Raw genomic sequence first — 25369 nt, 5'->3', positions numbered from 1 at the left:
CCGTTTTTATCAACAAGGTATGCGGGCCGCAACCCTTATACAGTCTATCTCGTAGACCTCTTTGTCACCCCCCCAGGAATTTTAGACCTGAGAGCTAACTCATAATTGTAAAGTGCTGACAACCAATTACAACGGAGACCATAACGGCGGCGGCGATTTCGATAACGACTTGACAAAATTTTGAAAACTTTTAGACTCCTATTAACATGTTCAATCACTATTCGAGCCTGAGCTAAAGCTCGATTGTAGTCTTTTGATAAAAGAGAAAGATTCCCATTTTTAGGTTTCTTTTTAGGAATCCAGCTATTAAAGTGATAATCTTTTATCCCTTGATAGCCACTATCTTGTAAACTATCGGTTGAGGGATGGAAATGAACATTGCTTTTTTTAAACAAGCTGAAATCGTGGCCATGCCCGGTTCAAAATGTAGGCAAATAATCTGTTTACTTTCTTGATTAATGACCACTTGCATTTTTAGGCTGTGGTGTTTTTTCTTTCCTGAATAGTATTTTTTCTGTTTTTTTTTGGCGTTCGATAGCTGTTTCTGTGACATCCATTACGACAACTTTGCTGACGCCCAAAACCTTTGAACAATGCTTTTTTCCCAGGAATACCAAACTTTCCCGTTTTCATTAAAGTTGATTCAATGTTAGTTACAATTCGGCAAATTGTTGATTCGGATACTCCCCAATTTGTCCCCATATGAAAATAGGTTCGATATTCTCGCCAATATTCCAAGGCCACTTAAACTTGTTCTTCAAGAGTTAAGGCGCTTCGGCGTCCTCGTTTATCTTGAGGATTTTCTAGCCGGAATTTTTCTAAAGTGTTAACCATTTGTTTAAACGTTTGAATCAGGACACCAAATCTTCGTTTAAATTGCTCCGGTTTCAAATTTTGATAAAATCGATTGTTCATGATTGATTTATTTATTGTGTAACTACAAAACCCCTTTTTAGCATTTTATGCTGTTTTGAGCATCATGTCCTGAAAATCAGCTCAACCTGCAATTCCCTCCACTTAAGCCAAACCCTTTATTATAGCATATTTTTTTTGCAAGAGGTCTAATCTTTACTTGTGTGGGGAGTAGGGCTTGGGCAGGAGATAAGCTGTTCTACATTTAAATTGTGTGTCAAAAATCAATAAAACTTTTGTGGGACGGGCTTCTAGCCTGTCCCGAATTTCCAATTTAAATGCGTAACAGCTTACCGCCCTCAATATACAGTTGAAATGCACAACAGCTTATTAATATGCCTGCCCCACAGGCGAACTAACTTGCCTTTAAATTTAACCTATGATGTTGATAATTCAGGCTTTAGCGATGGTTCTTTGCATCTTATTGTCCGCTATTGGACGCTGCGCGAACAAGCACAGGTGCGACGGACAAACACCAGGGCTGTGGTGGCCATTAAAGTAGCGTGCATCCGGGCGGACATTAAAATTCCTCAACCGATACTGGTGACTTTGTACGATCGAACAATTTACCGTGAGTGAGTTTTGAATTTTGAGTTGGGAGAGTGGGAGAGTGGGACAAATCCTCTTGTTTCACGCTGGACTTCTTCACGCTTGACTTCTTCCCTCAACACCCATCTGTTAAATCCATTAAATCCCGTACAGTGGGCGTTGCCGAACTTCCCTCTGATCTCAAATCCGCGCTTCATCGTCGGGCGTAAAATCGAGTCAACATCCAACACTCAACCATCATTCAGTTTGGCGACCCCGAGTCAACAGTCAACAGTCAACAATCATGAGGAGTGCAACCAGAATTGATATGACTTCTCCCTTCTGACTTTTCAAATCAAGCAAAAGGCGAGCCGATTTCTCATTAGCGCGCCTCCTAATTGAATTTTATTTTGTAAAACGTAAATGAGGAGATTGTTCCCATTTGAAAAAAATCATGAACTCGTCTTGCTAGCGCGGCGGCGGCGTGCTGCAACCAAGCCACCCAAACCGAGAGCCAAACCAGTCATTGTCATCGGTTCTGGAACTGCTTCTGCGCTCACTGCGAAGTCTTGGAAGTCTGCGTCGTTTTTGTTACCACGATCGTCGAAGGAGATTAGCGTGCCTCCATTAAACAGAGAACTTGTGCCGTTTGTGAATTGTCCGGCAGCTTGGAAGACTTTGGTGTCTTCTTTGCCAAGTGCGTCCCACAGTTGCGATTGCGCGCCAAACACCGCTTGCTGGCTGCCAGTGTTCAAGCTTGAGGTCGAGTAGACACTGCCACCCCAGCCACTGTCGAGCCCCAAAGTGTAAACTTGATTTGCCAGGAAGGTGAATACTGCCGAGCCAGAACCCACGACTGTATTGCCCAGAGTTCCTTTCCATTCGTTTTCCCACTGGTTGTCTGAGGATTTAGTTTCCGAAAACAGGGTGCTAACTAGAGATACCGCCGAGTCCTTCACACTGTAGACTCCCAAAGAGGATTGGTACATACCGTGAGATTCTTTGAAGCTAAACTTGACGCTTGTATCTTGGCTGAATGTGATGCCGTTGGTACCAAAGGAGAAGGCTTGAGCTGGAGCTCCGGCGCCAAACAGAGCTGTGGCGGCGGCGGTAGCTGTTAGGGCGGATAAGAGTTTGGTATTCATAACCTGTTCCGTTTGTGCGATGGTCTTAATATTTTCATTATGCGATACTTTTTTTGTATTTGGTTCACTTTAGGTGAATTTTGACATATTCTTTATCAAGCCTTTACATAACTTTCACAAATGCTGTCGATCGCATCTGCCGACGGGCGATCGCTCCCTAATAATACCCACTAAATAATTATCAATATTGTGGCTTGAAACCTTGCAGTCGCGGGCATGGAGCGCTGGTCAGCCCAAGTAATTTGGATCGGGTTTATGCTAATTTTTTATGATATTCTCAAGTCTAAATTCTCAATAGCAAACACTTAAGTATAAATACGGTAATATTCGTCGGTACTGACAGTTCCAGAAGTTTTCTATTAGCCAGAAACTGGGAATATGTGTTTTTTGGGGCTGGTGTAGGGGAGTTAAAGTAGTTTATCTATCGGGTAAATTACGTACAAAATGCGATCGTTGGGTCTACGTATTTTGGTTGAATTAATATAGAGCCCCTGGTGTGAGATATCCCCAAGATGCGATCGAGGAGATGCAATTTCCGCAGATTGAAGCGGTAAAAGAGCGGATTGCCCCTCAACAAAGATTCTATAGAGAAGCTGTGGTTCCGTCCTTGCTCCCGATCGCCCGCATCAAAACAGACCGCTGTAGCGTTCCTCTGCCCAAGGTTCGCCCCGCTGGTGGTAGCCGTTGCGTTCCCAAAAACCGAGTTCTTCGGTTTCTGTAAACTCCAGGCCGTTAATCCATTTAGCGCTTTTCCAAGCGTACAGGTGGGGAACTACGAGCCGCATTGGGCCGCCGTGGTCTGCGGATAGAGGTTCGCCGAAGACGGTGTGGGCGAAAAAGTTTTCTTCTCGGAGGAAGTCGGCGATCGCAATGTTGGTAGTGTAGCCGCCGTAGCAGTGTTCTAGGACGTGCAGAGCTTTCGGATCGACTTCTATATAATTCATAAAATCTGTGACTTTGACTCCCGTCCACTGCACATCGAGTTTTGACCACCGGGTGACGCAGTGAAAATCCGCCGTAAAGTTACTTTGGGGCATGGCCTGGAAGTCCGACCAAGTGAAAGTTTGTGGTTTTGCCAATCCCCAGACTTTAAATTCCCAACTTTCAATGCTGACGGAGGGTGTATCGCCGTAGGTCAGCACAGGAAAGCCGTTGGCGAGGTATTGACCCGGGGGGACGCGATCGATGTTTTCTGATTCTGGCTTGCTAAAAAATTTGCCCAGCATTGATTCACACTCTACAGTAACTGACTGCAATCCTGAGTATAGCTTGCAGAGATGGGGGCATCGCAATTCATCTCAAGGTAGAAAGCTTTCAGGACTTCTGTAGAAAGAAAAATTCCTAAATTCTGCCTGATGCCCACCTAATTCTGCCTTCGGAGATAGCCACAGTTAAAAATTACCAACTATTATGATTCCAGCGTCAGTAAGTAGGCACTGTAAAAGCCAATTATGTAAACGATTGTAAAGTATCTTTAGCCCTAAGCGTGGCCAACTCAGGCCTGTTCCTGTTTACATAGTGTTACATAGCTGAGTTTAATTTCGCCTACCTACTTATTAAGTATGTAATCTTAAATTTTATCGCAATTCATGGGGCATTTCCTAATTTTTGATGTATTGTAACAATATGCTCGGATGCCATATGTAAAAAAAATTGATGGGGAAAAAATCATGATCACAAGTTGCTTGATTCCTTTGATGGTCTGCTTGATTGCTGGGTGGGTGACTGCGGGGACTGACAATAGAACGTTAGACGGAATTCCGGCTCCCATAGCTGCAATTATTGGAGTGTGTTCGTTAATTTGGTTGCTGGCGGTGTGTCCTTGGCCTGTTGAACTCGCTCTAGTCTTGGCGGTGGTGGTCTTCGGCAAAGCTTACGTGCAAAAAATCTTAAACGTCGGCTGAATTTTCAGGGCTAGCGCTCCTATGATTGGCGGGAGCGCGATCGAGTGCTGCTACTTTGTTAAAATTTTTCGCGATTTGTCTGGCTAGGTTCTGCGAGGGGGTCGCAAAGACGGAACCAACCCCAGAACTGGTGAAATTCAATTTACATTATTCACTTAAAAATTAAAACATAAATATTGACAGAGAAACCCGGTTTATCTAAGATAAACCGGGTTTGTAGGGGTCGGAAATTTTCACACATCGCGCAAGGCTTGCTTAGGACTTAGGCACTCGGAACAAAAGAAACCGGGTTTCTGAGTCCAGGAGTGTTGCTGTATGTGCGTAAAATGGCGAGCTGTTAAATTGGCAAGCGATTGATATCTTTATTAGAACCAATTACTACCATCGCGTCGCCCTTTCTTAAGCGTTCGCTTGGCTCCGGATTAATCTCGAACTTGTCGGCGCGCCCGACTGCTAGCAAGTTCAAACCATACTTGCGCCGGAGCTCCAATTCGGAGACGGTTTTACCGTCAAACTTGTCAGGAACGAGCAACTCAACGATACTGTGATCTGGATCGAGGTCAAAGCGTTCTAAAATGCTGGGTTTTGTAAGAAGGCGGGCCACAGAGCAGCCCATTTCTCGTTCTGGAAAAACTACATGATCTGCGCCGACTTTTTTCAACAGTTTTAAGTGAGTTTCCGAAGAAGCTTTGGCTATTACGTGACGTACCCCCCCTTCCTTAAGATTAAGCGTGGTTGTAATGCTTTCTGCTAGGTAATTGCCGATCGCCACAATCACTGTTTCAAACTCAAATATACCTGCTTCCGCAAGAGCGCTAGGCTCAGTAGAATCTAACTGCACAACGTGAGCAGCAATGCGCTCGGTCAAAGCTTGAGTTACTTTTTTTTCATCGGTGTCAATTCCCAGGACTTCGTAACCCAAACCGTGCAGAGTAGAACACACAGCTTTGCCAAAGCGTCCCAAACCAATAACTGCAAACTGCTTGTTGTCGGCGCGCAAAGTGCGAAAAAAATTCAAAGATGACAGGTTCACTAAATTTCCAGCGCTGAGCGTCTTGCTATGACAGCGCCGCCTCCTTTTTGATTTTTGGGTAAGTAGTAAAAGTTGATTTGGGTTGTCACCCATTGTTTAGATTATCAGCAACGAGGCAGGTTTTTTTTATCCCACTAACAAACTTTCCTCAGCATACTTAAAAGACCTGGGTTTTGGGTCGCCGAATGCAGCACTCACCAGCAGCAGTATCCCAACCCGACCTATGTACATTGTAGCAATCAAAATCAACTTACCGATCGCTGAAAGTGTGGGTGTAATCCCAGTGGAAAGACCGACCGTGGCAAAAGCTGAAACGGCTTCATACAGCGCTGCGATAAATTCTACTCGGGGATTGGTCAGCTCGATTAAAATTGCAGATGTGAACGCGACCAACATGGAACCGAAGACTACGCTAATGGTTTTTAGAATCATGGCTGGCGGGATTTGACGCTGATAGCACTCCACATCTTCCTGGCCTTCGATAACTGCTGTGGTACAGCAAAACAATAGCCTAAAAGTTGTGGTTTTGATTCCGCCGCCGGTGCTGCCAGGACTAGCGCCGATAAACATCAGCGCGATGGTCAGAAATAGCGAGGCTTCGGTCATTTGGCCAATGCTAATTGTATTGAACCCTGCCGTGCGGGGAGTAACAGATTGAAACCAAGCTGCCATCAGCTTTTGAGGAAAATTTAGAGAGCCGAAAGTGTCTGGGTTGTCGTATTCCAGCACCAAAAAGGCTAGCGTTCCTAAAATTAAAAGGACAGCCGTTGTAGTGGTGACAACTTTGAAGTTCAGGGAAAAAACTGTGCAGATAGGGCTTTTGTTGAAACGATCGCGCAGCCACAAGTACATTTCCATAATTACTTGATAGCCGATTCCCCCAAATATGATTAAACCGCTGACTGTGAAGTTAACCATAGGCGAAGTGATGTAGCCGATCAAATTATCTGAATAGATGCTAAAACCCGCGTTGTTAAAGGAATTAACGCTGTGAAATATAGCCGACCACACACCCTGTTTAAATCCGTATTGGGGGACGAAAACCGTCATCAGCAAAAACACTCCTGTTAATTCAAACAAAAGCGTTGTTGCTAGAATTGACTGCACGAGTTGTACTACGCCGGCGAGCCCGGATTTGTCGAGAGATTGTTGCAGGGCAACTTTGTCTTTCAAGCCAAAGCGGCGGCCCAATAACAGCAGTAAGAAAGTCGTGGCTGTCATGTAGCCCAAGCCTCCTATTTGCACCAGTAAAACTAGGCACAGTTGCCCCCAAAAAGAGTAATATTTTCCGACATCCACAACCGACAAGCCCGTGACGCAGACAGCGGAAGTAGAAGTAAAAAGTGCTGTTATTGGATCGCTCCAAGTTCCATCAATTGTGGAAAAGGGCATCATCAGTAATAAAGCACCTGCGAGGATGACAGCGAGAAAGCCCAAAGCAATGGTTCGCGAGACAGTCATTCGATTTTAGGTTTGAGATTTAAGATTTTAGATTTGAGAGGGAACCCACAAATCGATTTGAGATTTGAGGTGTGAGAGGGAAGCCACAAATCGATTTGAGATTTGAGGTTTGAGAGGGAACCCACAAATAGAGCGTCGGGCTTGAAATCAGGACATCTCTATCTGGCGAAGGCCGGAGACCGATCGAACTCAATCGCCAAATTCTATGACAACAGCGGGAAAATAACGGTAGAATTCCTTTAATAACTTGCGATCCGGCGATGACATCAACACTTTACCAGCAAATTCAGCAACTTTACGACGCTTCTAGCGGTTTGTGGGAGCAGGTGTGGGGCGAACATATGCACCACGGTTACTACGGCCCGGATGGCAATTTGAAAAAAGAGCGCCGACAGGCTCAGATAGATTTGATAGAAGAACTGCTGGCATGGGCTGGAGTACCGTCAGAGAAGGCACTGTGTGAATCTTACCGCATTCTCGATGTCGGTTGCGGGATCGGCGGCAGCACGCTGTATTTGACCGAAAAGTTTAGTTCTCTCCCTCAAAATAATTTAAAGTTGGATGGCGAGGCGGATCAAAATTATAGCCGATCGCCCGAACAAAATAAAACGGGCGCTAGCGTTACAGCGACCGGGATTACTCTGAGTCCGGTACAGGCCAACAGAGCGACCGAACGCGCTAAAATTGCCGATGCTCAAAGCAATGTGAACTTTTTGGTGGCCGATGCTTTGAATATGCCTTTTCCTGACGAGTCCTTCGACTTGGTTTGGTCGCTCGAAAGTGGCGAACATATGCCCGACAAAATTAAGTTTTTGCAGGAATGCTGCCGCGTACTCAAGCCGGGAGGAACTTTGATATTGGCAACTTGGTGTCACCGCCCGCTGGGAGAAACGGCGGGAGAATTAACTGATGAAGAGAGAAAGGAATTGGCAGAAATTTACCGGGTTTATGCTTTGCCTTATGTGATTTCTTTACCGGAATACGAGGAAATTGTCCGCAGTTTGCCTTTGACAAGTATTCGCACCGCTGATTGGTCAAAAGCTGTGGCTCCTTTTTGGGATGTGGTGATCGATTCTGCTTTGACTCCCAGCGCGATTTGGGGTTTGCTAACTAGCGGTTGGACGACTATTCAAGCAGCACTTGCTCTCGGATTGATGAGCCGTGGATATCAGAGCGGGTTGATTCGTTTTGGGCTGATTTGTGCTGTAAAATAACAGGCATATATCAGAGAATTTTTGAGTCTTGAGTTGATGAGTAAGGTGCGTATTACGCACCCTACAGAATATTATTTGTGTGGCGTGGGTGTGAGTTTTATGGGCAATGATTCGATTGGCAAGTCTTGGAGTGATAAAAATGGCTCGGCTCCGCAAAGCTGGGTGAGGGCATTTTGGGAGTTTTCTCGGCCGCACACAATTGTGGGTACTAGCTTGAGTGTATTGGCTTTGTACGCGATCTCCCAAAGTGCGCGGCTGTTTGTGAATCCTGTATTTGGGTCCCTAGCTTTTGCCTGGTTGGCTTGCATTTGCGGCAATATTTATATTGTGGGATTGAACCAGTTAGAAGATGTTGAAATTGATAAAATAAATAAGCCGTATTTGCCGATCGCCTCGGGAGTGTTTTCTCAGAAAACCGGGGAATTAATTGTAATTGCAACGGGAATTATAGCAATTTTGACGGCGGTTTTACAAGGCCCGTTTTTGCTGGCTACCGTTGGCGTTAGTTTGGCGATCGGGACTGCTTATTCTCTGCCCCCAATTCGGCTGAAGCGGTTTCCTTTTTGGGCGGCGCTGTGCATTTTTACTGTGCGGGGCGCGATCGTAAATTTAGGGTTATTTTTACACTTTAATTGGGTGTTGGGTTTGGGAGGGGCGAAAAGCGCTTTTTCTGGCTGGAGTTGGGAGAGTGTGTCTTTTGAGATTCCTGCGGAAGTGTGGGTGCTGACGGTTTTTGTTGTGGTGTTTACGTTGGCGATCGCCATTTTTAAAGATATCCCCGACATGGAAGGGGACAAGCAATATAATATTACTACGTTTACCATTGAGCTGGGCAAGCCTGCCGTCTTTAATTTATCTCGCTGGGTATTGACGGTTTGTTATTTGGGCGCGACTTTGGCGGGAGCGATCGTATTGTCTAATGTTAATTTAGTGTTTCTGGCAGTTTCTCATTTGGCGGCTTTGGGTTTGATGTGGTTTTGGAGCACGAAAGTTGATTTGGACGATAAAATAGAAATTGCTGCATTTTATCAGTTTATCTGGAAGTTGTTTTTCTTAGAATATCTGATTTTTCCCGCAGCTTGTTTGTTGGGGTAGAAGTTCGGCAACGGATTATGTAACGGATGTAACGGATGTAAAGGATAGAAGGAAGAGGGAAGAAGGAAGTTCGGCAACGGATTATGTAACGGATGTAACGGAGGTAAAGGATAGAAGGAAGAAGGAAGAAGGAAGAAGGAAGAAGGAAGAAGGAAGAAGGAAGGGGGAAGAAGGAAGAGGGAAGAAGGAAGGGGGAAGAGGGAAGAAGGAAGGGGGAAGGAGGAAGAAGGAAGGAAGAGTTAACAAATTAGAACAAGTTGGCAATTACAAGTTAGCGAACTCCCAAACAAGCAAGACAACTATGGCTTCTCAAAAAAAATCGCGGAAATCTGCCTGCAAACTGGGTGCCGAAGACTCTTTGAAATTAGCTTGGGAACATCACCAAGCGGGCCGTTTGTTAGAAGCTGAGAATTTGTACCGGCAAATAATAGAAGTGCAGCCGGAATCAGCAAACGTGCTGTGTTTGTTGGGAATAGCGGCGAGACAGCAGGGAAAAATTGCAGAGGCGATCGACTTTTACGAACAAGCGATCGCCCAAAAGCCAGATTTTGTAGAAGCACATTTAAATAAGGCTAATCTTTTGCTGGATGTACGCGAGTATCAAAGGGCGATCGCCAGTTACGAACAAGTCATCAAAATCCAGCCAAATTCCGCACTCGCTTACAATAATTTGGGCTGGGTAAAACAGCAATTAGGGGAAATAGACGCGGCTATTTTATATTACCAAACAGCGTTGAAACTCGATCCAAACCTGCCGGAAACAGCGCACAATTTAGGACACTTATTTAAACAAAAAAAACAGTTAAACGAGGCTATAACTTATTACGTCCACGCTTTAAAAATTAATCCAAATTTGATATATTCCCTGATGGGATTGGGAACAGTTTTGCAACAGCAGGGGAAATTCGCCGAAGCTTTCAACTGCTACCAGCAAGCTGTAAAACTAGAACCCACCAATCCCGAAGCTCACAACAATGTAGGAGCATTTTACCACGAACAAGGCAATGTAAAAGCCGCAATATCCTACTACAGACAAGCATTAAACTTAAAGCCAGATTTCGTGGAGGCTATTAACAATCTCGGACACGCTTTGGTCGATTTGGGAGAATTTCAAGAGGCTTTTTCTTGTCACAGTCGAGCCTTGGAATTGCAGCCAGACAACGCCACAGCCCACCTGGAATTCGCCTTAACTTTGCTATTGTTCGGAGATTTTCAGCGCGGTTTTGCTGAATACGAGTGGCGGTGGCGCACTCCGCAACTACAACCGAGGCAATTTAAACAGCCGGTTTGGGATGGTTCAAATTTGCAGGGAAAAACTATTTTACTGCACGTCGAGCAAGGCTTCGGCGATTCTATTCAGTTTATTCGCTACGCGCCGATTCTTCGCAGCCAAGGCGCTAAAGTTATGGTGGCTTGCTATCCAGAACTGCTGCGGTTGTTTGCGACAGTTCCTGGTATTGAATATTTATCAGTTAGTCTGGAAGGTTTGCCAGAATTTGACGTTCACTCACCGCTGATGAGTTTGCCGCAAATTGTCGGGACAACTCTGGAAACAATACCTGCCAATGTTCCTTATTTATATCCGCCTGCTGAGTGCAAATTTGCGCTTTCTTCTGATGCCAAATTGAAGGTGGGGATTGTTTGGGCAGGGAGTCCGAAGCGCCGGAAAGACAATCAGCGTTCTTGCATATTGAGCGATTTTATTCGATTTTTGGATGTTCCGGGAATCGCTTTTTATAGTTTACAAAAAAACTTGTCCGAGAGCGATCGCACTTTGTTGAACCAACACTTAGTGCCGGATTTGACTCCGCATTTGAACGACTTTGCTGATACTGCTTCGGCTATATCTCAACTGGATTTAGTCATTACTGTCGATACGGCTGTGGCGCACTTAGCCGGTGCTTTAGGAAAACCGGTTTGGGTGCTGCTTTCTTTTGCTCCTGACTGGCGTTGGCTGCTGGATCGTGAAGATAATCCTTGGTATCCAACTGCGAGGCTTTTCCGCCAAAGTCAGCCGGAAAGTTGGCAAGAATTGTTTGAGGAAGTACAGGCGGCTTTGAGTTTATTTGCGATCGCCAATACTGCTAGTTATTCCGAGGATTCTGCCCACAAGCAGTTTGACTCCCTTTCGCTTGCAATGACTGCTAATAATAAGCCTGACCTCGATTCTGTGGCTCTCAAAATGACAGGTGTAAGTGTGGTTAAAGAGAGTAAACAAATATTTGTGATGGCGAGCGAAGGGTTAGCAGAAGGCTCCGCAGCTAATCACTCGCAGGGAATTGAGATCTCGGTTGCGATCGCAACGGGTGGGGATAACTCTCTTGTTTTAGAGGATTTATTGCGACAAGCAGAACATTTAATGGAAACAGGTGATCGGGAAGAGGCGATCGCCCTTTACGAACAGATTATATCTCTTGAGCCAAATTGCGTTCAAGCGCGGATTAATTTTGGTTTTCTCAAGCAGGAAAATGGCGAATTGGAAGCCGCTATCCCCCATTACCGAGAAGCTTTAGCCATCGATCCAAATATTCCTCAAACCGCTTACAACTTGGCAAAGATTTTTGAGGAACAAGGTCAAGTGGAAGAGGCGATCGCACATTACGAGCAAGCTCTTGTAGCTCAACCGGATTTCGTACCCGCCCTGATTAATTTAGCCGTGGCGCTGCAAGAAAAAGGCGAACTTTTAGAGGCTGTAAACCTTTATAGACGAGCGCTGGAAATTCATCCGCATAGCTGGGAAGCTTACAACAATCTGGCAACTGTGTTGCAAGAACAGGGCAATTTAGAAGATGCACTGGAGTATTATCACAAAGCTCTAGAATTGCTGCCGGATTTTGTGGAAGCTATTAACAATTTAGGCAGGACGTTTTTGGAAAAAGGCGCGGTAGAAGATGCGATCACCTGCTACAGACGAGCGATTCATTTAAACCCCAATCACGCGAGCGCTCACCTGAATTTATCCTTGGCTTTGCTGTTGGTGGGAGATTTGGAAAATGGTCTCGCTGAATACGAGTGGCGCTGGCAAATTAAAGAATTTCACACTGGTCATTCCTGTTTTTTGACGGGACCGGATAATAGTGTTTCGGCGAGAGAATACCGGCCGCTGTGGGACGGTTCTGATTTGGTGGGAAAGACTATTTTGCTGCACGCCGAACAAGGTTTAGGCGATTCGCTTCAGTTTATTCGCTACGCTGCGATCGTCAAAAATAAAGGCGGTAGGGTCATTGTGGGCTGTTACCCGCAATTGCACCGTTTGTTTGCAACGGTTGATGGCATTGATTTGCTAATAGTTAAAGGCGAGCCACTGCCGGAATTTGACGTGCAAGCGCCGATGTTGAGTTTGCCGTATATTCTTGGTACAAAGCTGGAAACAATACCGGCAAATACTGCTTATTTATCTCCGCCTGCGGGTGCTGAATTTGGACTTTTGCCCGATCGCAATTTGAAAGTTGGCATTGTCTGGGCGGGGAATCCAAAACACCGCAAAAACAAGCAGCGTTCGTGCAGTTTAAGCCAGTTTCTGCCGCTTTTGGACGTTTCGGGGGCAAGTTTTTACAGCTTGCAGAAAGAGGTTTCGGAGGCAGATCGCGCGCTGTTGAATCAAACGTCGATCGTAGATTTGAGCCCGCATTTTGGCGATTTTGCCGATACTGCTGCTGCGATCGCCAAACTGGATTTAGTCATTAGTGTCGATACCGCTGTCGCCCATTTGGCGGGCGCTTTGGGCAAGCAGGTGTGGATTTTGCTGGCGTTTTCGCCGGATTGGCGGTGGCTGCTGGAGCGTGAAGATAGTCCTTGGTATCCGACGGCGCGGCTGTTTCGCCAGCATCAGCGGGGCGACTGGGAGGACGTTTTCGATCGGGTGGCGGAGGCTCTAGGCGCAGTGGCTGCTGCATTTGTGCCGTCGGATGCGGCGGATGCAGAGTTTCGGTTGGGGGTGGATTTGCAGCAGCAAGCCGATTTTGGTGGTGCGATCGAATGTTATGAGCGAGCGATCGCGATCGATCCTAGTTACGCAGCCGCGCACAGCAATTTAGGCGTTGTTAAACAGCATACCGGCAGGGTAACAGAGGCGATCGCGCACTACCGACAAGCCCTAGCAATTGACCGGAATTTGGCGGAAACTGCAAGCAATTTGGGCAGCGCGCTCGCGGATGCAGGGGAGACTGAAGAGGCGATCTCAGAATATGAGCGGGCGCTTTCTTTGAATCCGAATTGCGCGGAAGCGCTGATTAATTTGGGCCTGTTGCGGGAAGATCAAGGGGATGTGGCGGAGGCTATAAGCTGCTATGAGCAAGCGATTCAGGTCAATCCTAATTGCGCGGCGGCTTATTTGAATTTGGGAATTGCTTTGGAGGCACAAGGGGAGGAAGCGGGCGCGAATTATGAACGGGCGATCGCGAATTACGAACGGGCGATCGCGATCGAGCCAAATTATGTGGAGGCTTTGCAGCATTTAGCATACGCCTCGATCCGACAGGGCAAAATTGACCGCGCGATCGCATACTACGAGCGATCGACTGCACTGCAACCGGATTTAGCAGAAACTCTGATCGGTTTGGGGAGTTCCCTGCAACAGCAAGACAAGTTAGATGAGGCTCTAGCTGTTTGCCAGCAAGCGATTCAGCACTTACCAGCCAGTGCACAGGCTCGCTGCAATCTGGGAATTGTCCTGCACAAACAGGGCAAAATTGAAGATGCGATCGCCTGCTATCAGCAAGCTTTGAGCCTGAAACCCGACTTTCCACAAGCTTTGAACAATCTCGGCAAAGCTTTTGAGGAAGCGGGAAAAATGGCAGAGGCGATCGATTGTTACCGTCGGGCGATCGAACTCAAACCCGGTTATATCAATCCTCTCACCAGTTTGGGAAGTGCTTTGCACGATCGCGGCCAATTTGCAGATGCTGTCACCTGCTACAGCCAAGCAGTTCAATTCAATGTCGGCCATCCTGAATCTCACCTAAATTTAGGTTTAGCTTTGCTGCTGGCGGGAGACTTTCAGCGCGGTTTTTACGAGTACGAATGGCGACTCCTAGTTAAAGAAAAACAGTTCCGATCGCACAACTTTATTCAGCCGCTTTGGGATGGAAAAGATTTGCAGGGAAAAACTATTTTGCTTTGCCCGGAACAGGGTTTAGGCGATGCAATTCAGTTTATCCGCTATGCAGATTTAGTCAAACAAAAAGGCGGTAGGGTAATTGTTTGGTGTTTGCCGCAGTTGCAGCGCTTGTTTACACAAGTTTCGGGAATCGATGCGTTAATAGTTAATCAAGAGGATGCGCCGGATTTTCAAGTGCGCGCGCAGCTAATGAGTTTGCCACACCTTCTTGAAACAACTTTAGAAACTATACCCGCCAAAGTTCCTTACTTATCTCATCCGCCCGGTTGGGAATTTACTCTCAATCCAACTACTAATTTAAAAGTAGGGATTGTATGGTCTGGAAATCCTAAAAACTCCCAAAATAATGTGCGCTCGATTCCGCTAAATTTGTTAGCCAAACTGTTAGATATTCCCGGAGCAGATTTTTACAGTTTGCAAAAAGAAATTACAGCAGACGATCGCGCCTTGTTACAGCAAATTGCCGTAACAGATTTAAGCTTTTATTTGCACGACTTGGCGGATACTGCGGCGGTAATCTCCGCTCTGGATTTAGTAATTTCTGTAGATACTTGTGTGGCACACTTGGCTGGTGCTTTGGGCAAGCCAGTGTGGATTTTGCTCTGTTTTGTTCCGGATTGGCGGTGGATGTTGCAACGCGAAGATAGTCCTTGGTATCCCACGGCGCGGCTGTTTCGCCAGTCTACAGCGGGGGATTGGGAAGGAGTTTTACAACAAGCTAGTTTGGCGCTCAGAGCAAGAATTTCTCAGCATCAGAAAGCTCAACCACTAATAGAAGCTCAGCCCAATACTGACTTAGCTCAAGAACAGTTTAATTGCGGAAATATTCTGAAATCGCAAGGTAGATTTTCCGAGGCGATCGCTTGTTTTAAAAATTCTTTGGTTTTGCAGCCCAATTCTATCGAAACCGCCACTAATTTGGCAGTGACACTGCACCAAACAGGCAATTTAGCCGAAGCTGCCACCTATTATCAGCGCGCGATCGAAATCGACCCTAACTGCGCTAAAGCGCAGAATAACTTGGGTATTTTGCTGCAAGATAAAGGCAATATAGCCGATGCTGTATCTTGTTTTCAAAAGGCGATCGCCCTGAATCCAATTTACGTCAAAGCTCTCAACAATCTCGGCGCGATACTCCAGCAGCAGGGCGAGTTGCCGACTGCGATCGCGTGTTTTCATCAAGCACTTTCCGTCAATTCCAATTATGCGCCCGCGCTGGTAAATTTGGGTGCGGCGATGCAAACACAATCTCAGCTAGCCGAGGCTGAACGCTTTTACGAGCGTGCAATTGAAGCAGAACCAAACAATCCTAAAGGGCACTATCACCTGGGAACGTTATGCTTGGGGGCGGGAAAAATAGAACAGGCAATTTCTAGCTTGGAACGAGCCATATCTTTGAACCCTAATTATCTAGAAGCTATTACTAATTTAGGCAGTGCTGTTGAACAATTAGGAGACGTAAATCGAGCAATTTTGTGTTACAATCAAGCTATAAAACTTGATGCAAATTGTGTCAAAGCTCACTTCAATTTAAGCTTAGTCTTGCTGTTGACTGGAGATTGGCTGCGCGGTTTAGCAGAATACGAGTGGCGCTGGCAAACTGAACAGGCGAAAAAATTACCACGGTTGAATTTTGATCAACCAGTTTGGGACGGTTCAGATTTGAAGGGACAAACTATTTTGCTCCGATCCGAACAAGGTTTAGGCGATGCCATTCAATTTGTGCGATACGCGGCAATTGTGCAGAAAAAAGGTGGCAAAGTAATTATTTCTTGCTATCAAGAACTGAAGCGTTTATTTAAGCAGATTCCTGGCATCGAACAAGTGGCGGTTCGGATGGATGAATTGCCCGATTTCCAAGTGCAAGCACCGCTGATGAGTTTGCCGTATATTCTCGGAACAAATTTAGAAAATATACCGGCAAATGTTCCTTATTTAGCTGCGCCGCCCAATTGGCAATTTTCTCTAAATTCCGATAGTAAGTTTAAAGTTGGGATTGCCTGGGCGGGAAGTGCGGAACATTTGAAGGATTTTCAGCGATCGAGCGATTTAAGCTATTTCCTGACATTATTAGATATTCCCGGTGTAACTTTTTACAGTCTTCAGAAAGAAGCGTCGGCGGAAAATCGTACTTTGTTGACTCAAATTCCCGTGATAGATTTGAGCGACAATTTGAACGATTTTGCCGATACAGCGGCGGTGATATCGCAACTAGATTTAGTCATTTGCGTGGATACGGCTGTCGCGCACTTAGCCGGTGCTTTGGGTAAACCCGTATGGATTTTGCTGTGTTTTATGCCGGATTGGCGGTGGATGTTGGAACGCGAAGACAGCCCTTGGTATCCGACGGCGCGACTGTTTCGGCAGCAAACACCGGGCGATTGGGAGGAAGTATTCGATCGCGTAAAAACAGCCTTGCTAGAGAGGGCGGGCACGGGGGCACCGCCCCTACAATCTACTCGTTCCCAAGCTGTGTCTGGTAACGGAGATACCGAAGCTTCGCCTCGATTTTATTTATCGCCCGCACAGGTACAATTTCACATAGCAAAAGCCTTAGAAAAACAACGTAAAAATGCAGAGGCAGCCGCTCGTTACGAACAAGTAATTGCCGCCTCACCCAGCCACGCCGAAGCCCACAGTTATTTAGGTTATCTCAAACAGGAAAACGGGCAAATAACCGAGGCAATTTCGCACTACAAACAAGCGCTAGAAACCAATTCCAACCTGAGCGAAACAAACTTATACTTGGGTTCCGCCCTCGAAGAAGAAGGAAAAGTAGCAGAGGCGATCGACTTCTACAATAAAGCAATTCAACTACGTCCCAACTCGCCAAATTGGCGCTTGAGACTAGCCTTAGCTTTGCTCTTAACTGGAAATTTTGAGCGTGGTTTTGCGGAGTACGAATCGCGCTGGCAAACTGAACAATTGGATCGGCGCTCTTTTGAGCAACCGCTTTGGGATGGCTCTGATTTGCAGGGAAAAACAATTTTATTGCACCCTGAACAAGGTTTTGGTGATACGATACAATTTATCCGCTACGCGCCTTTAGTTAAGCAAAAAGGCGGCAAAGTTATTGTTGCTTGTCATGTCTTGCTGAAGCGTTTATTTGAAGGAATTGCAGGAGTTGATCGAGTAGGAGTCAAGCCGAGCGATTTGATAGATTTTCAAGTGCAAGCCCCGCTGCTAAGTTTGCCACGAATTCTGGGGACGACTTTGGAAAATATACCGACGAATATTCCTTATTTAGCTCCGCCACAGGATTTTAAATTTTCCCTAGAGCCGAACAATCAACTAAAAGTAGGTATTGTGTGGGCGGGCGGCCCGCTGCACCGCAACAATCATCGGCGATCGTGTAAATTAAGCGATTTTGTGAAATTTGTAGATGTTCCGGGAGTGAGTTTTTACAGCCTTCAGAAAGATTTGTCAGGAGGCGATATTACTTTATTAAAGCAACACCAAATTGAAGATTTGAGCGACCATTGCGTAGATTTTGCCGACACCGCAGCAATTATTTCGCAACTCGATTTAGTAATTTGTGTAGATACTTCTGTCGCGCACTTGGCCGGTGCTTTGGGCAAACCAGTCTGGATTTTGCTGTCTTTTGTTCCCGATTGGCGCTGGATGCTGGAACGCGAAGATAGCCCTTGGTATCCCACTGTGCGGTTGTTTAGGCAGCAAAAAGCCGGTGATTGGGATGGAGTTTGCGATCGTATAAAAGCAGCCTTGCTAGAGAGGGTGGGCACGGGGACACCGCCCCTACAATCTACTCGTTCCCAGGCTCAGCCTGGTAACGCCAATCCAGAGGCTCAGCCTCAAATCCAACCCCCAGAAACTCCCGCACAAATTACCGGAATCGGCATTACTTGGCCCCTCAGTATAACCAGCGGTTGGGGAATTTACGCCCTGAATTTAACCCTACAACTGCGGCAAAATCCCGCCTGGGACGTTGCACTTTTAGCACCGCCATCAATCACCTCAGAAGCGATGAATCCGCTGCATAAATCGCTGTTGTTACCTGTAATTGAAAAGCACAAAACTTTTCAGGAATTAGTAGCAGCCAATTCCGACAAACAAATCAGTTGTAATTTTCCCGTACTTTACGCTTTGGGGAATAATTTAGCATCCTCTGGAGTTGACAATCAAATTACCAGCGCTTGTCAAATAGGAGTCATATTTTTTGAAGACACACGAATCAAAGCAGAAGCACTAGAAACAGCCAAAAAATATAGCGCGATTGTCGCAGGTTCCAACTGGAATGCGGAGGTTTTGAGAAGCCGGGGCTTGACTAATGTAGCGATGGTACATCAAGGAATTGACCCAACAATTTTTCATCCTGCACCCAAATCTAATCTATTTGGCGATCTCTTCGTCATTTTCTCCGGCGGCAAACTAGAATATCGCAAAGGTCAAGATATTGTAATTGCCGCTTTCAAACGATTTCGCGCCAAACATCCAGAGGCTTTGTTACTAACAACATGGCACAACTTCTGGCCTCAGTATATGTTAGGAATCGAACAAACTGGAAACGTGGCTGGGCTTCCCAATATCAACCGCGACGGAAGTTTAGGAATTTCCCAATGGTTAGTGGCGAACGGTTTGCCGATTGACTCTTTTATCGACATCGGCTTAATTCCCAATCACCTCGCTGGACAAATTTTGCGAGAAGCCGACTGCGCTGTTTTCACTAACCGCTGCGAAGGGGGCACTAATTTAGTCGCAATGGAAAGTATGGCTTGCGGAATTCCGACTATTTTATCAGCAAATACTGGTCATTTAGACTTGATTTACAGCCACATTTGCTATCCTTTATGGAATCAAGGACGAGTTAAACTGACGGCTCCTTTTTCTGGTGTAGAAGGTTGGGGAGAGTCTGAGGTTGCAGAAGTTGTCGAGGCTTTGGATCAAGTTTATACTAATCGCGAAGAAGCAAAACGGATCGGTTTAGCTGCGGCTATTTTTATGCTGGATTGGACTTGGGAAAAACAGGTTAAGCGTTTTTTGGATGTGATGGCAGATATGTAGATAACACTAAAATCCTGACTACAAACTTTCGGAAAATTCTTCGTAGTAAAGACTTTACTCATTATAAAAAAGATTAATTTCCGATTGATTCCAATAGTTTGTTAGCACTGTTTACACTTTCAATCTCGTATAGTTCTGGATTGTAAGAAACAATTTGTGCTACCAATTTGTGATGATATTGTTGAGCAGTGGCATTCCTAGAACCATGAACGCTACGATAATTAAGAACTATTTCTCTCGTTCCCCAAAAAGGAATGCTATGTTTGTGACAATTAACCCAAAATTCCCAATCCTCATAACCTTCTTTCATCTCTGCTTTGTAACCGTTGACCAAATTCCAAACTGATTTGTGATACAATGAAGACGTGCAAATCATATTAAATTGTTTGATATTTTTTGGTGAATATAAATCATAACTGGGTATTGTGTGATTTTCATTGCCGCCAAAAAGTTGATAAGAACCAAATGCTATGCAAGGTACTTGGGATTTTAGACATATTTCTAAAAGACAATTCAAGGCATTTGGAGCTAAAATATCATCGGCATCTAAGGGCATTATGTATTGGCCGGTTGCTGCGGCTATGCCAGTATTTCTAGCCCTTGATATCCCTTGATTAGCTTTCTCTATTAGCCTAATTTGATGCTGGGGATTTGCTGCAATCGCATTTTTTGCTACTGTACTCGTACTATCTAAGCTGCCGTCATTGACAATGATAATTTCCCAATTTTTGTAAGTTTGGTTAATCACGCTAGTTACTGCTTCCACCAAAAAATGAGATTGATTGTAGCAGGGAATAATCACAGATACCAAAGGTCGATCTGCCAATTGTGGCGAGGCTGTAACTTGTTTGACACTTTCTGATTGTAAATTATGTGCCGAATTTCTAGCAGCTTGCAAGCTGTAAAAATAAATCTTGGGATGGACAATGGCTAATTGATTCAGATCGGTATTGTGATATTCATTTACTAACCTCGGATATCCCGACAAGTATTCTTGTTTAACAAAAATCAAGATATTTTGAGCGTAGCAAGGCTCTACTTTGTCATTGTTCCATATTTTTTTTCTCAAGCAGTCAATAACTGCATACCCGTTTTTCTGAAAGTAATAAACCCAATATTGTGGCCACTGTTCGTTAACGTGTTCGACGCCTCCTTGAAATGGTATCGCAGCAGAAAACAGAATCACTGGTGCTAGTTGAGTAAGAGAATTAACAAAGTTTTCGGCACAGGTAGCCGGCAAATGTTCGGCAACTTCCAGAGAAATTGCTAAGTCAAATTTTCTGTTTATTTGCAGCGGTTGCTTTAAATCGGCGGATTGGAACTGATTTAAAGGAATTTGTAAAATAGTGCGATCGACATAATCGCCATCTATTCCCAAACAATCAGCAATTCCCAACTTGTGGAACGCAGCTAACCAACTTCCCGTACCGCAGCCCACATCTACCACACTTTTAGGTAAAATGGGTTGCAGCAAGTCTAACAGCAGGGGAATAATTTCTCTAGCAGAAGTGCGAGTTCCTTCTCCGATTAATTGGTAAAAATCTCTTGTATAAGATGGCTGTTGATTTTGATGTGTTTGGCTGCCTGTTTGAGAATTAATTGCCTCTAAACTGCTAATCTTGTAACCGTGCAAATGTGCTGGCAACTGCCAGGAAATATTGGGATCTGGTTGATGTTTTACTGGCTCGACATTGCCCCGCCAAGCAGCAGCCATAATTTGCATTGTTTGATAAATTACAGTATTCCATCCCCTTTGCTTCAAGTAATCTAAACCTTGAGCAACATCAGGAGCATTTAAATCGTGAAATAAAATTATTGCATCTTCCTCCGCCAATTTTTCACAAACAATTGCGTCATTTAACGGCCCAGGTTCTCCGTGTTCTCCGTCAATAAAAATTAACGACCATTTGCGGTTGAATTGAGCGGAAAATTCTTCGACTCTTTGGGGGCTGTAACCTGGTATTAGCTCGACTGATGTTTGAACGCCCGACGCCTTTAGAGCTCCTTGAATTGAATCAATGACGCTTTGCCTGATGTCGTCTCTTTCTAGCAGCGGATCGACGACATCTAATTCAACTCCGGCGAGTGCTAAATGACAAGCAGACCAACCCAGCCAACAGCCTATTTCTAAGGCTTTTTTACCTTTGAATTGCAGAGCTGTATTGTAAAGGATGTGGGCTTCGTCGCGATTCAAAAACCCGATGAATGGATAGCGCTTGTCTGCATACCAATTATGCGGAATTTCCCGGCGCAAGTAAGGCCAGTTACTCGCATTTGGATCGGCAATAATCATCTTGGGGAAATAGGAGTCAGGTATAATTATTTGGAACCCTGGCGAAACGTAATCCCCTGGTTGTAATAAATTATTTTTGCTAAGTTCAGGTTGTTGGTAAGTCATTTTTGGTTCTTGAAATATTGGTATTGCTGGCTGTTTTTTAGGTTGATAACGGACGCTAATTTCCAGGATATCGCCGTCAGTTGCCATCAATTGTACTTGGTCAAACTGCTGGCGGCCAGCTAAATGCAAAATGCCGATCGCCTCCTGCGGCAAGTACGGCTCCACAAAACAGCCTCGCTGCTTGTCCCAAACCGGAAAACCGTTGAATATCCAATTGCACCAAGCTGGCAGCATTTCAGTCATATTGAACAATTCCCCACTGTAAACAGCGAGGTTGAGGGCAAATTGATCTGTCATGACACAGCCGGATCTCTGCAATCCTTGATGGAGTTTTTCAGCCCAGATTTCCCAGTGCAAAGCATCTTTTCGGAGGGCAAAAACTCCGGCATTTAATATAGGATAACTGTAGAATTTTTTAGCGGTTTCTTCACCAAAGTTAGCTTCATATTGTTGATAAACCCACTGCCAAAACTCAGGCAGTGGCCCGTACTGCTGCAAGCTTGCCCTGTGAACTTCGGGAACAATTGCCAGTCCCCGGCGCGATGCTCCTTCAACCAACAAATTAATTGCTCTCCAGTCTTGAACCCAAGCATCCGCATCAATCCAAAGGTATATATCAAAATTGGGAAAGTATTTTCGCAAACAAGGTCTAACTAATAGTCCTTTTAAATGTTCGGGAGATTCATTTATGCCCGGAAAGTCAAAGTCCCAATCTGGTTTTTGAATGATATTAACTTGTCTTTCCAGCCACTGCAACTGTTCGCGAGTACAGCCGAGATCGAAAAAGCCGATCGCCACATTTTCACCCTCTGGTTTTTCCCGCACCGATAAAATAGTACCTTGCACCAATTCAAAGTAATTTGCATCGGCGGCCGTGATGATGATAATCTGCATAAATAGCTTTTCTAATACAATAAACTGCGGAGTATACCGTAGGGTGCGCCTCGGCGCGTCTTACTATAGTGTAGGGTGCGCGTTGGCGCGTCTTACTATAGGCTAGCAATATTCATACAACTATACTATCGAGGAGGAATTGTGAAAAACCAAAAAGGGAAAGTTTATCTAGTCGGTGCGGGGCCCGGAGATTGTAACTTGATGACAGTGCGATCGCACAAACTGCTATCCCAAGCCGAAGTCTTAATCTACGACGCTCTAATCGACATCCCGCAACTCGAATTAATCCCAGCAACTTGTCGAAAAATCGAAGTCGGGAAACGTGGCGGCAAACCGTCCACCCAGCAGCAAGAAATCAACCGTTTGCTGGTAGAACATTGCCAAATTGGAAAACAAGTAATCCGCTTAAAAAGTGGCGATCCGTTTATTTTTGGTCGCTCCAGTTCGGAAATTCAAGCATTAATCACAGCGGGCTGTGAGTTTGAAGTAATACCCGGAATTTCCTCCGCCCTAGCCGCACCTTTACTAGCAGGAATTCCCCTCACAGATCCGGTAATGAGCCGCTGTTTTGCAGTGATGAGCGCCCACGAACCTGATGCTCTGGAATGGGAAGCATTAGTGCAGATAGAAACTTTGGTAATATTGATGGGAGGGCGCAATTTAAGCGAGATAATTTGGCAATTGCAAAAGCACGGACGATCGCCAGAAACTCCGATCGCCATTATCCGAGATTGTGGCCGCCCCGAACAGCAAATTTGGCTCGGCACTCTCTCCAACATTGTACAGCAAACAGCAGGTCAATCTCTATCGCCTTGCGTGATCGTAATTGGGGAAGTAGTCAGATTGCGCGAATATTTAATCCAGCCAGAAAGCACAAATATGATCGATACACCAGTCATCACTAATAACAGCAAATTGCCACTAGCAGGAAAAACCATTTTAGTCACGCGCTCCGTTTCTCAGTCGGCTGAATTTAGCGATCGACTCCAGCAACAAGGAGCCCGCGTTATCGAAATGCCCGCCTTGGTAATTGGGCCGCCGTCCACTTGGGAACCATTAGACAGTGCGATCGCACAATTGTCAAGCTTTCACTGGTTAATTCTCACTTCCCACAACGCTGTAGACTGCTTTTTCCAACGATTACAAGCAAAAGGGAAAGACGCCCGCAGCTTGTTTGGTATTAAAATTGCCGTTGTCGGCAAAAAAACAGCAGAAAGTTTGCGATCGCACTCTTTACAACCAGACTTTATTCCCCCCAACTTTGTCGCCGATTCCCTAGTCGAGAACTTCCCCTGGCAGGGCGGGCACGGGGGCACCGCCCCTACAAACTGCAAAATCCTATTTCCCAGAGTAGAAAGCGGCGGCAGAGAAGTTTTAGTTAAAGAATTCACCGCCAAAGGAGCGCAAGTAATAGAAGTGCCAGCTTACCAATCTTGCTGTCCAGAAAATATTGATCCGATCGCCCTATCCGCACTCCAAAATCAAGCCGTAAATATCATAACATTTGCCAGTTCCAAAACCGTACATAACTTTTGCAATCTCATACAAGAAAGCCCAAAATTGTCCCTCTCTAAGGATTGGTTGGAAAACGTTTGCATTGCATCCATCGGCCCGGAAACTTCCAAAAGCTGCCAAAATTTATTGGGTAAGTTAGATGTGGAAGCTAAGGAATATACCTTGGATGGGCTGACTGAGGCGATCGTCCAATGGACACAAGCGAGGTTGTAAAATAGTTGTACGATCATTAGGAGGAAAGAAACATGACCGCCAAAGACCAACTTCTTCAAGAACTCGACCAAGTGCCAGAACCCTTGCTGCTGAAAGTGCTTGAATTTGTCCGTTCCTTAAAGACTGAAGAAGAACAACAAAAACTAGAAGCCAAAGCGTGGCAGGCATATCTAGATTCAGAACGCGAAAGAAAGGAGGTTTATCGTCGCCTTGCCAACTCCTAATTTTGTCAGCAAAAGTATGGTTGTCAATATCCACGCCAGACAGATAGAAAGATTTGGTGGCACTCCCGGCCTCAGAGATGAAGGCTTGTTAGAGTCGGCTTTGGCTCAACCGCAAGCAACTTTTGGCGGTCAATTGTTGCATCCGACAATTGCCGAACAAGCTGCTGCTTATCTCTATCACATAGCGATGAATCATCCCTTTATTGACGGCAATAAACGAACAGCTTTTGCTGCAGTGACAGATACCTTTTTGCGTTTAAATGCTTGCACTCTCAATTAGATGGACGATCGAGCATATGATTTAGTCATGCGAGTCGCACGGGGAACCATGACTAAGGAAGAACTAACCACCGAGTTTGAGTCATGTATTATTGAGTTTTAATAAGTAAGTTGGGCAGCCTTAATGGAGATTAAGTAAGGTGTGGCGTACTCACCCTACATGGAAATAGCGAATCGCGGAACAAAAAAGCGAGTAAAATTATCACTAAAGAACAAAGCCGAGATCCTTTGCGTCAAATCAGTAATAAAACTAAACAGAAAATAGCACCAACCGCCGATCGCCCTTTCTCCCGCAAATCCCGCTACCCAACTACTAATTAGCAATAGCCATGAATATAAATTTTTCTCGTTACGACACCTTAACCACCCTGCTAGCAGGAACTACGGCAGCCTTAACCATAGTCATCAGCCAA

At 45.3% G+C, this 25369-nt stretch carries 13 protein-coding genes and 1 pseudogene; 8 read left to right on the top strand and 6 right to left on the bottom strand.

Annotated elements, in window-relative coordinates:
- Positions 1-44: 44 nt before the first annotated feature.
- Positions 45-915 (bottom strand): annotated as a pseudogene (locus QUA90_RS25665) (IS5 family transposase).
- 312 nt (positions 916-1227) lie between these two features.
- Between QUA90_RS25665 and QUA90_RS25660 the strand changes: the two are divergent.
- Positions 1228-1491, top strand: a complete 264-nt coding sequence (locus QUA90_RS25660) for a hypothetical protein (protein WP_333324528.1) — start codon at positions 1228-1230, stop codon at positions 1489-1491.
- A 401-nt stretch (positions 1492-1892) separates the two neighbouring features.
- On the opposite strand, the gene QUA90_RS25655 is transcribed toward QUA90_RS25660, so the two are convergent.
- Together QUA90_RS25655 and QUA90_RS25650 are read right to left on the bottom strand one after the other, a co-directional pair.
- Positions 1893-2585 carry a PEP-CTERM sorting domain-containing protein gene (locus QUA90_RS25655; RefSeq protein WP_333080939.1) on the bottom strand — a complete coding sequence of 231 codons (693 nt, stop codon included), beginning with the start codon at positions 2583-2585 and terminating at the stop codon, positions 1893-1895.
- A 626-nt stretch (positions 2586-3211) separates the two neighbouring features.
- Positions 3212-3811, bottom strand: a complete 600-nt coding sequence (locus QUA90_RS25650; RefSeq protein WP_333324531.1) for a sulfite oxidase-like oxidoreductase — start codon at positions 3809-3811, stop codon at positions 3212-3214.
- Between the two features lie 444 nt (positions 3812-4255).
- On the opposite strand from QUA90_RS25650, the gene QUA90_RS25645 reads away from it, so the two are divergent.
- Positions 4256-4489: a hypothetical protein gene (locus QUA90_RS25645; RefSeq protein ID WP_333324533.1), complete on the top strand. Its 234-nt coding sequence runs from the start codon at positions 4256-4258 to the stop codon at positions 4487-4489.
- Between the two features lie 337 nt (positions 4490-4826).
- On the opposite strand, the gene QUA90_RS25640 is transcribed toward QUA90_RS25645, so the two are convergent.
- Both QUA90_RS25640 and QUA90_RS25635 read right to left on the bottom strand, forming a co-directional pair.
- Positions 4827-5615: a TrkA family potassium uptake protein gene (locus QUA90_RS25640; RefSeq protein ID WP_333388592.1), complete on the bottom strand. Its 789-nt coding sequence runs from the start codon at positions 5613-5615 to the stop codon at positions 4827-4829.
- Positions 5616-5648: 33 nt separating this feature from the next.
- A complete protein-coding gene (locus tag QUA90_RS25635) occupies positions 5649-6983 on the bottom strand; it encodes a TrkH family potassium uptake protein (protein ID WP_333388594.1) in 1335 nt (444 codons plus the stop codon).
- Positions 6984-7243: 260 nt separating this feature from the next.
- Between QUA90_RS25635 and QUA90_RS25630 the strand changes: the two genes are divergently transcribed.
- From QUA90_RS25630 to QUA90_RS25620, 3 genes are all read left to right on the top strand, one after another.
- The gene (locus QUA90_RS25630; RefSeq protein WP_333448272.1) at positions 7244-8197 is read left to right on the top strand and encodes a methyltransferase domain-containing protein; all 954 of its coding nucleotides are present in this window, start codon (positions 7244-7246) and stop codon (positions 8195-8197) included.
- A 36-nt stretch (positions 8198-8233) separates the two neighbouring features.
- The gene (locus QUA90_RS25625) at positions 8234-9292 is read left to right on the top strand and encodes a homogentisate phytyltransferase (protein WP_333448271.1); all 1059 of its coding nucleotides are present in this window, start codon (positions 8234-8236) and stop codon (positions 9290-9292) included.
- A gap of 301 nt (positions 9293-9593) precedes the next feature.
- Entirely contained in the window at positions 9594-19433 is a 9840-nt protein-coding gene (locus tag QUA90_RS25620; protein WP_333448270.1) for a tetratricopeptide repeat protein, read from the top strand.
- A 73-nt stretch (positions 19434-19506) separates the two neighbouring features.
- Here the strand turns inward: QUA90_RS25620 and QUA90_RS25615 are convergent, their stop codons facing one another.
- Positions 19507-22725: a glycosyltransferase gene (locus QUA90_RS25615; protein ID WP_333448269.1), complete on the bottom strand. Its 3219-nt coding sequence runs from the start codon at positions 22723-22725 to the stop codon at positions 19507-19509.
- Between the two features lie 141 nt (positions 22726-22866).
- Between QUA90_RS25615 and cobA the strand changes: the two genes are divergently transcribed.
- From cobA to QUA90_RS25600, 3 genes are read left to right on the top strand one after another with little or no spacing between them, the layout of a single operon-like run.
- Positions 22867-24453: a uroporphyrinogen-III C-methyltransferase gene (gene cobA, locus QUA90_RS25610; RefSeq protein WP_333448268.1), complete on the top strand. Its 1587-nt coding sequence runs from the start codon at positions 22867-22869 to the stop codon at positions 24451-24453.
- 32 nt (positions 24454-24485) lie between these two features.
- Positions 24486-24677, top strand: a complete 192-nt coding sequence (locus QUA90_RS25605; RefSeq protein WP_015177921.1) for a hypothetical protein — start codon at positions 24486-24488, stop codon at positions 24675-24677.
- A gap of 16 nt (positions 24678-24693) precedes the next feature.
- Positions 24694-24957 (top strand): type II toxin-antitoxin system death-on-curing family toxin, encoded by a 264-nt coding sequence (locus QUA90_RS25600; protein ID WP_333324548.1) that lies wholly within the window; start codon positions 24694-24696, stop codon positions 24955-24957.
- Positions 24958-25369 lie beyond the last annotated feature (412 nt).

This window comes from Microcoleus sp. D3_18_C4, assembly GCF_036702355.1.
GTDB lineage: Bacteria > Cyanobacteriota > Cyanobacteriia > Cyanobacteriales > Microcoleaceae > Microcoleus.
This window is presented reverse-complemented; position numbering and strand designations above follow the sequence as displayed.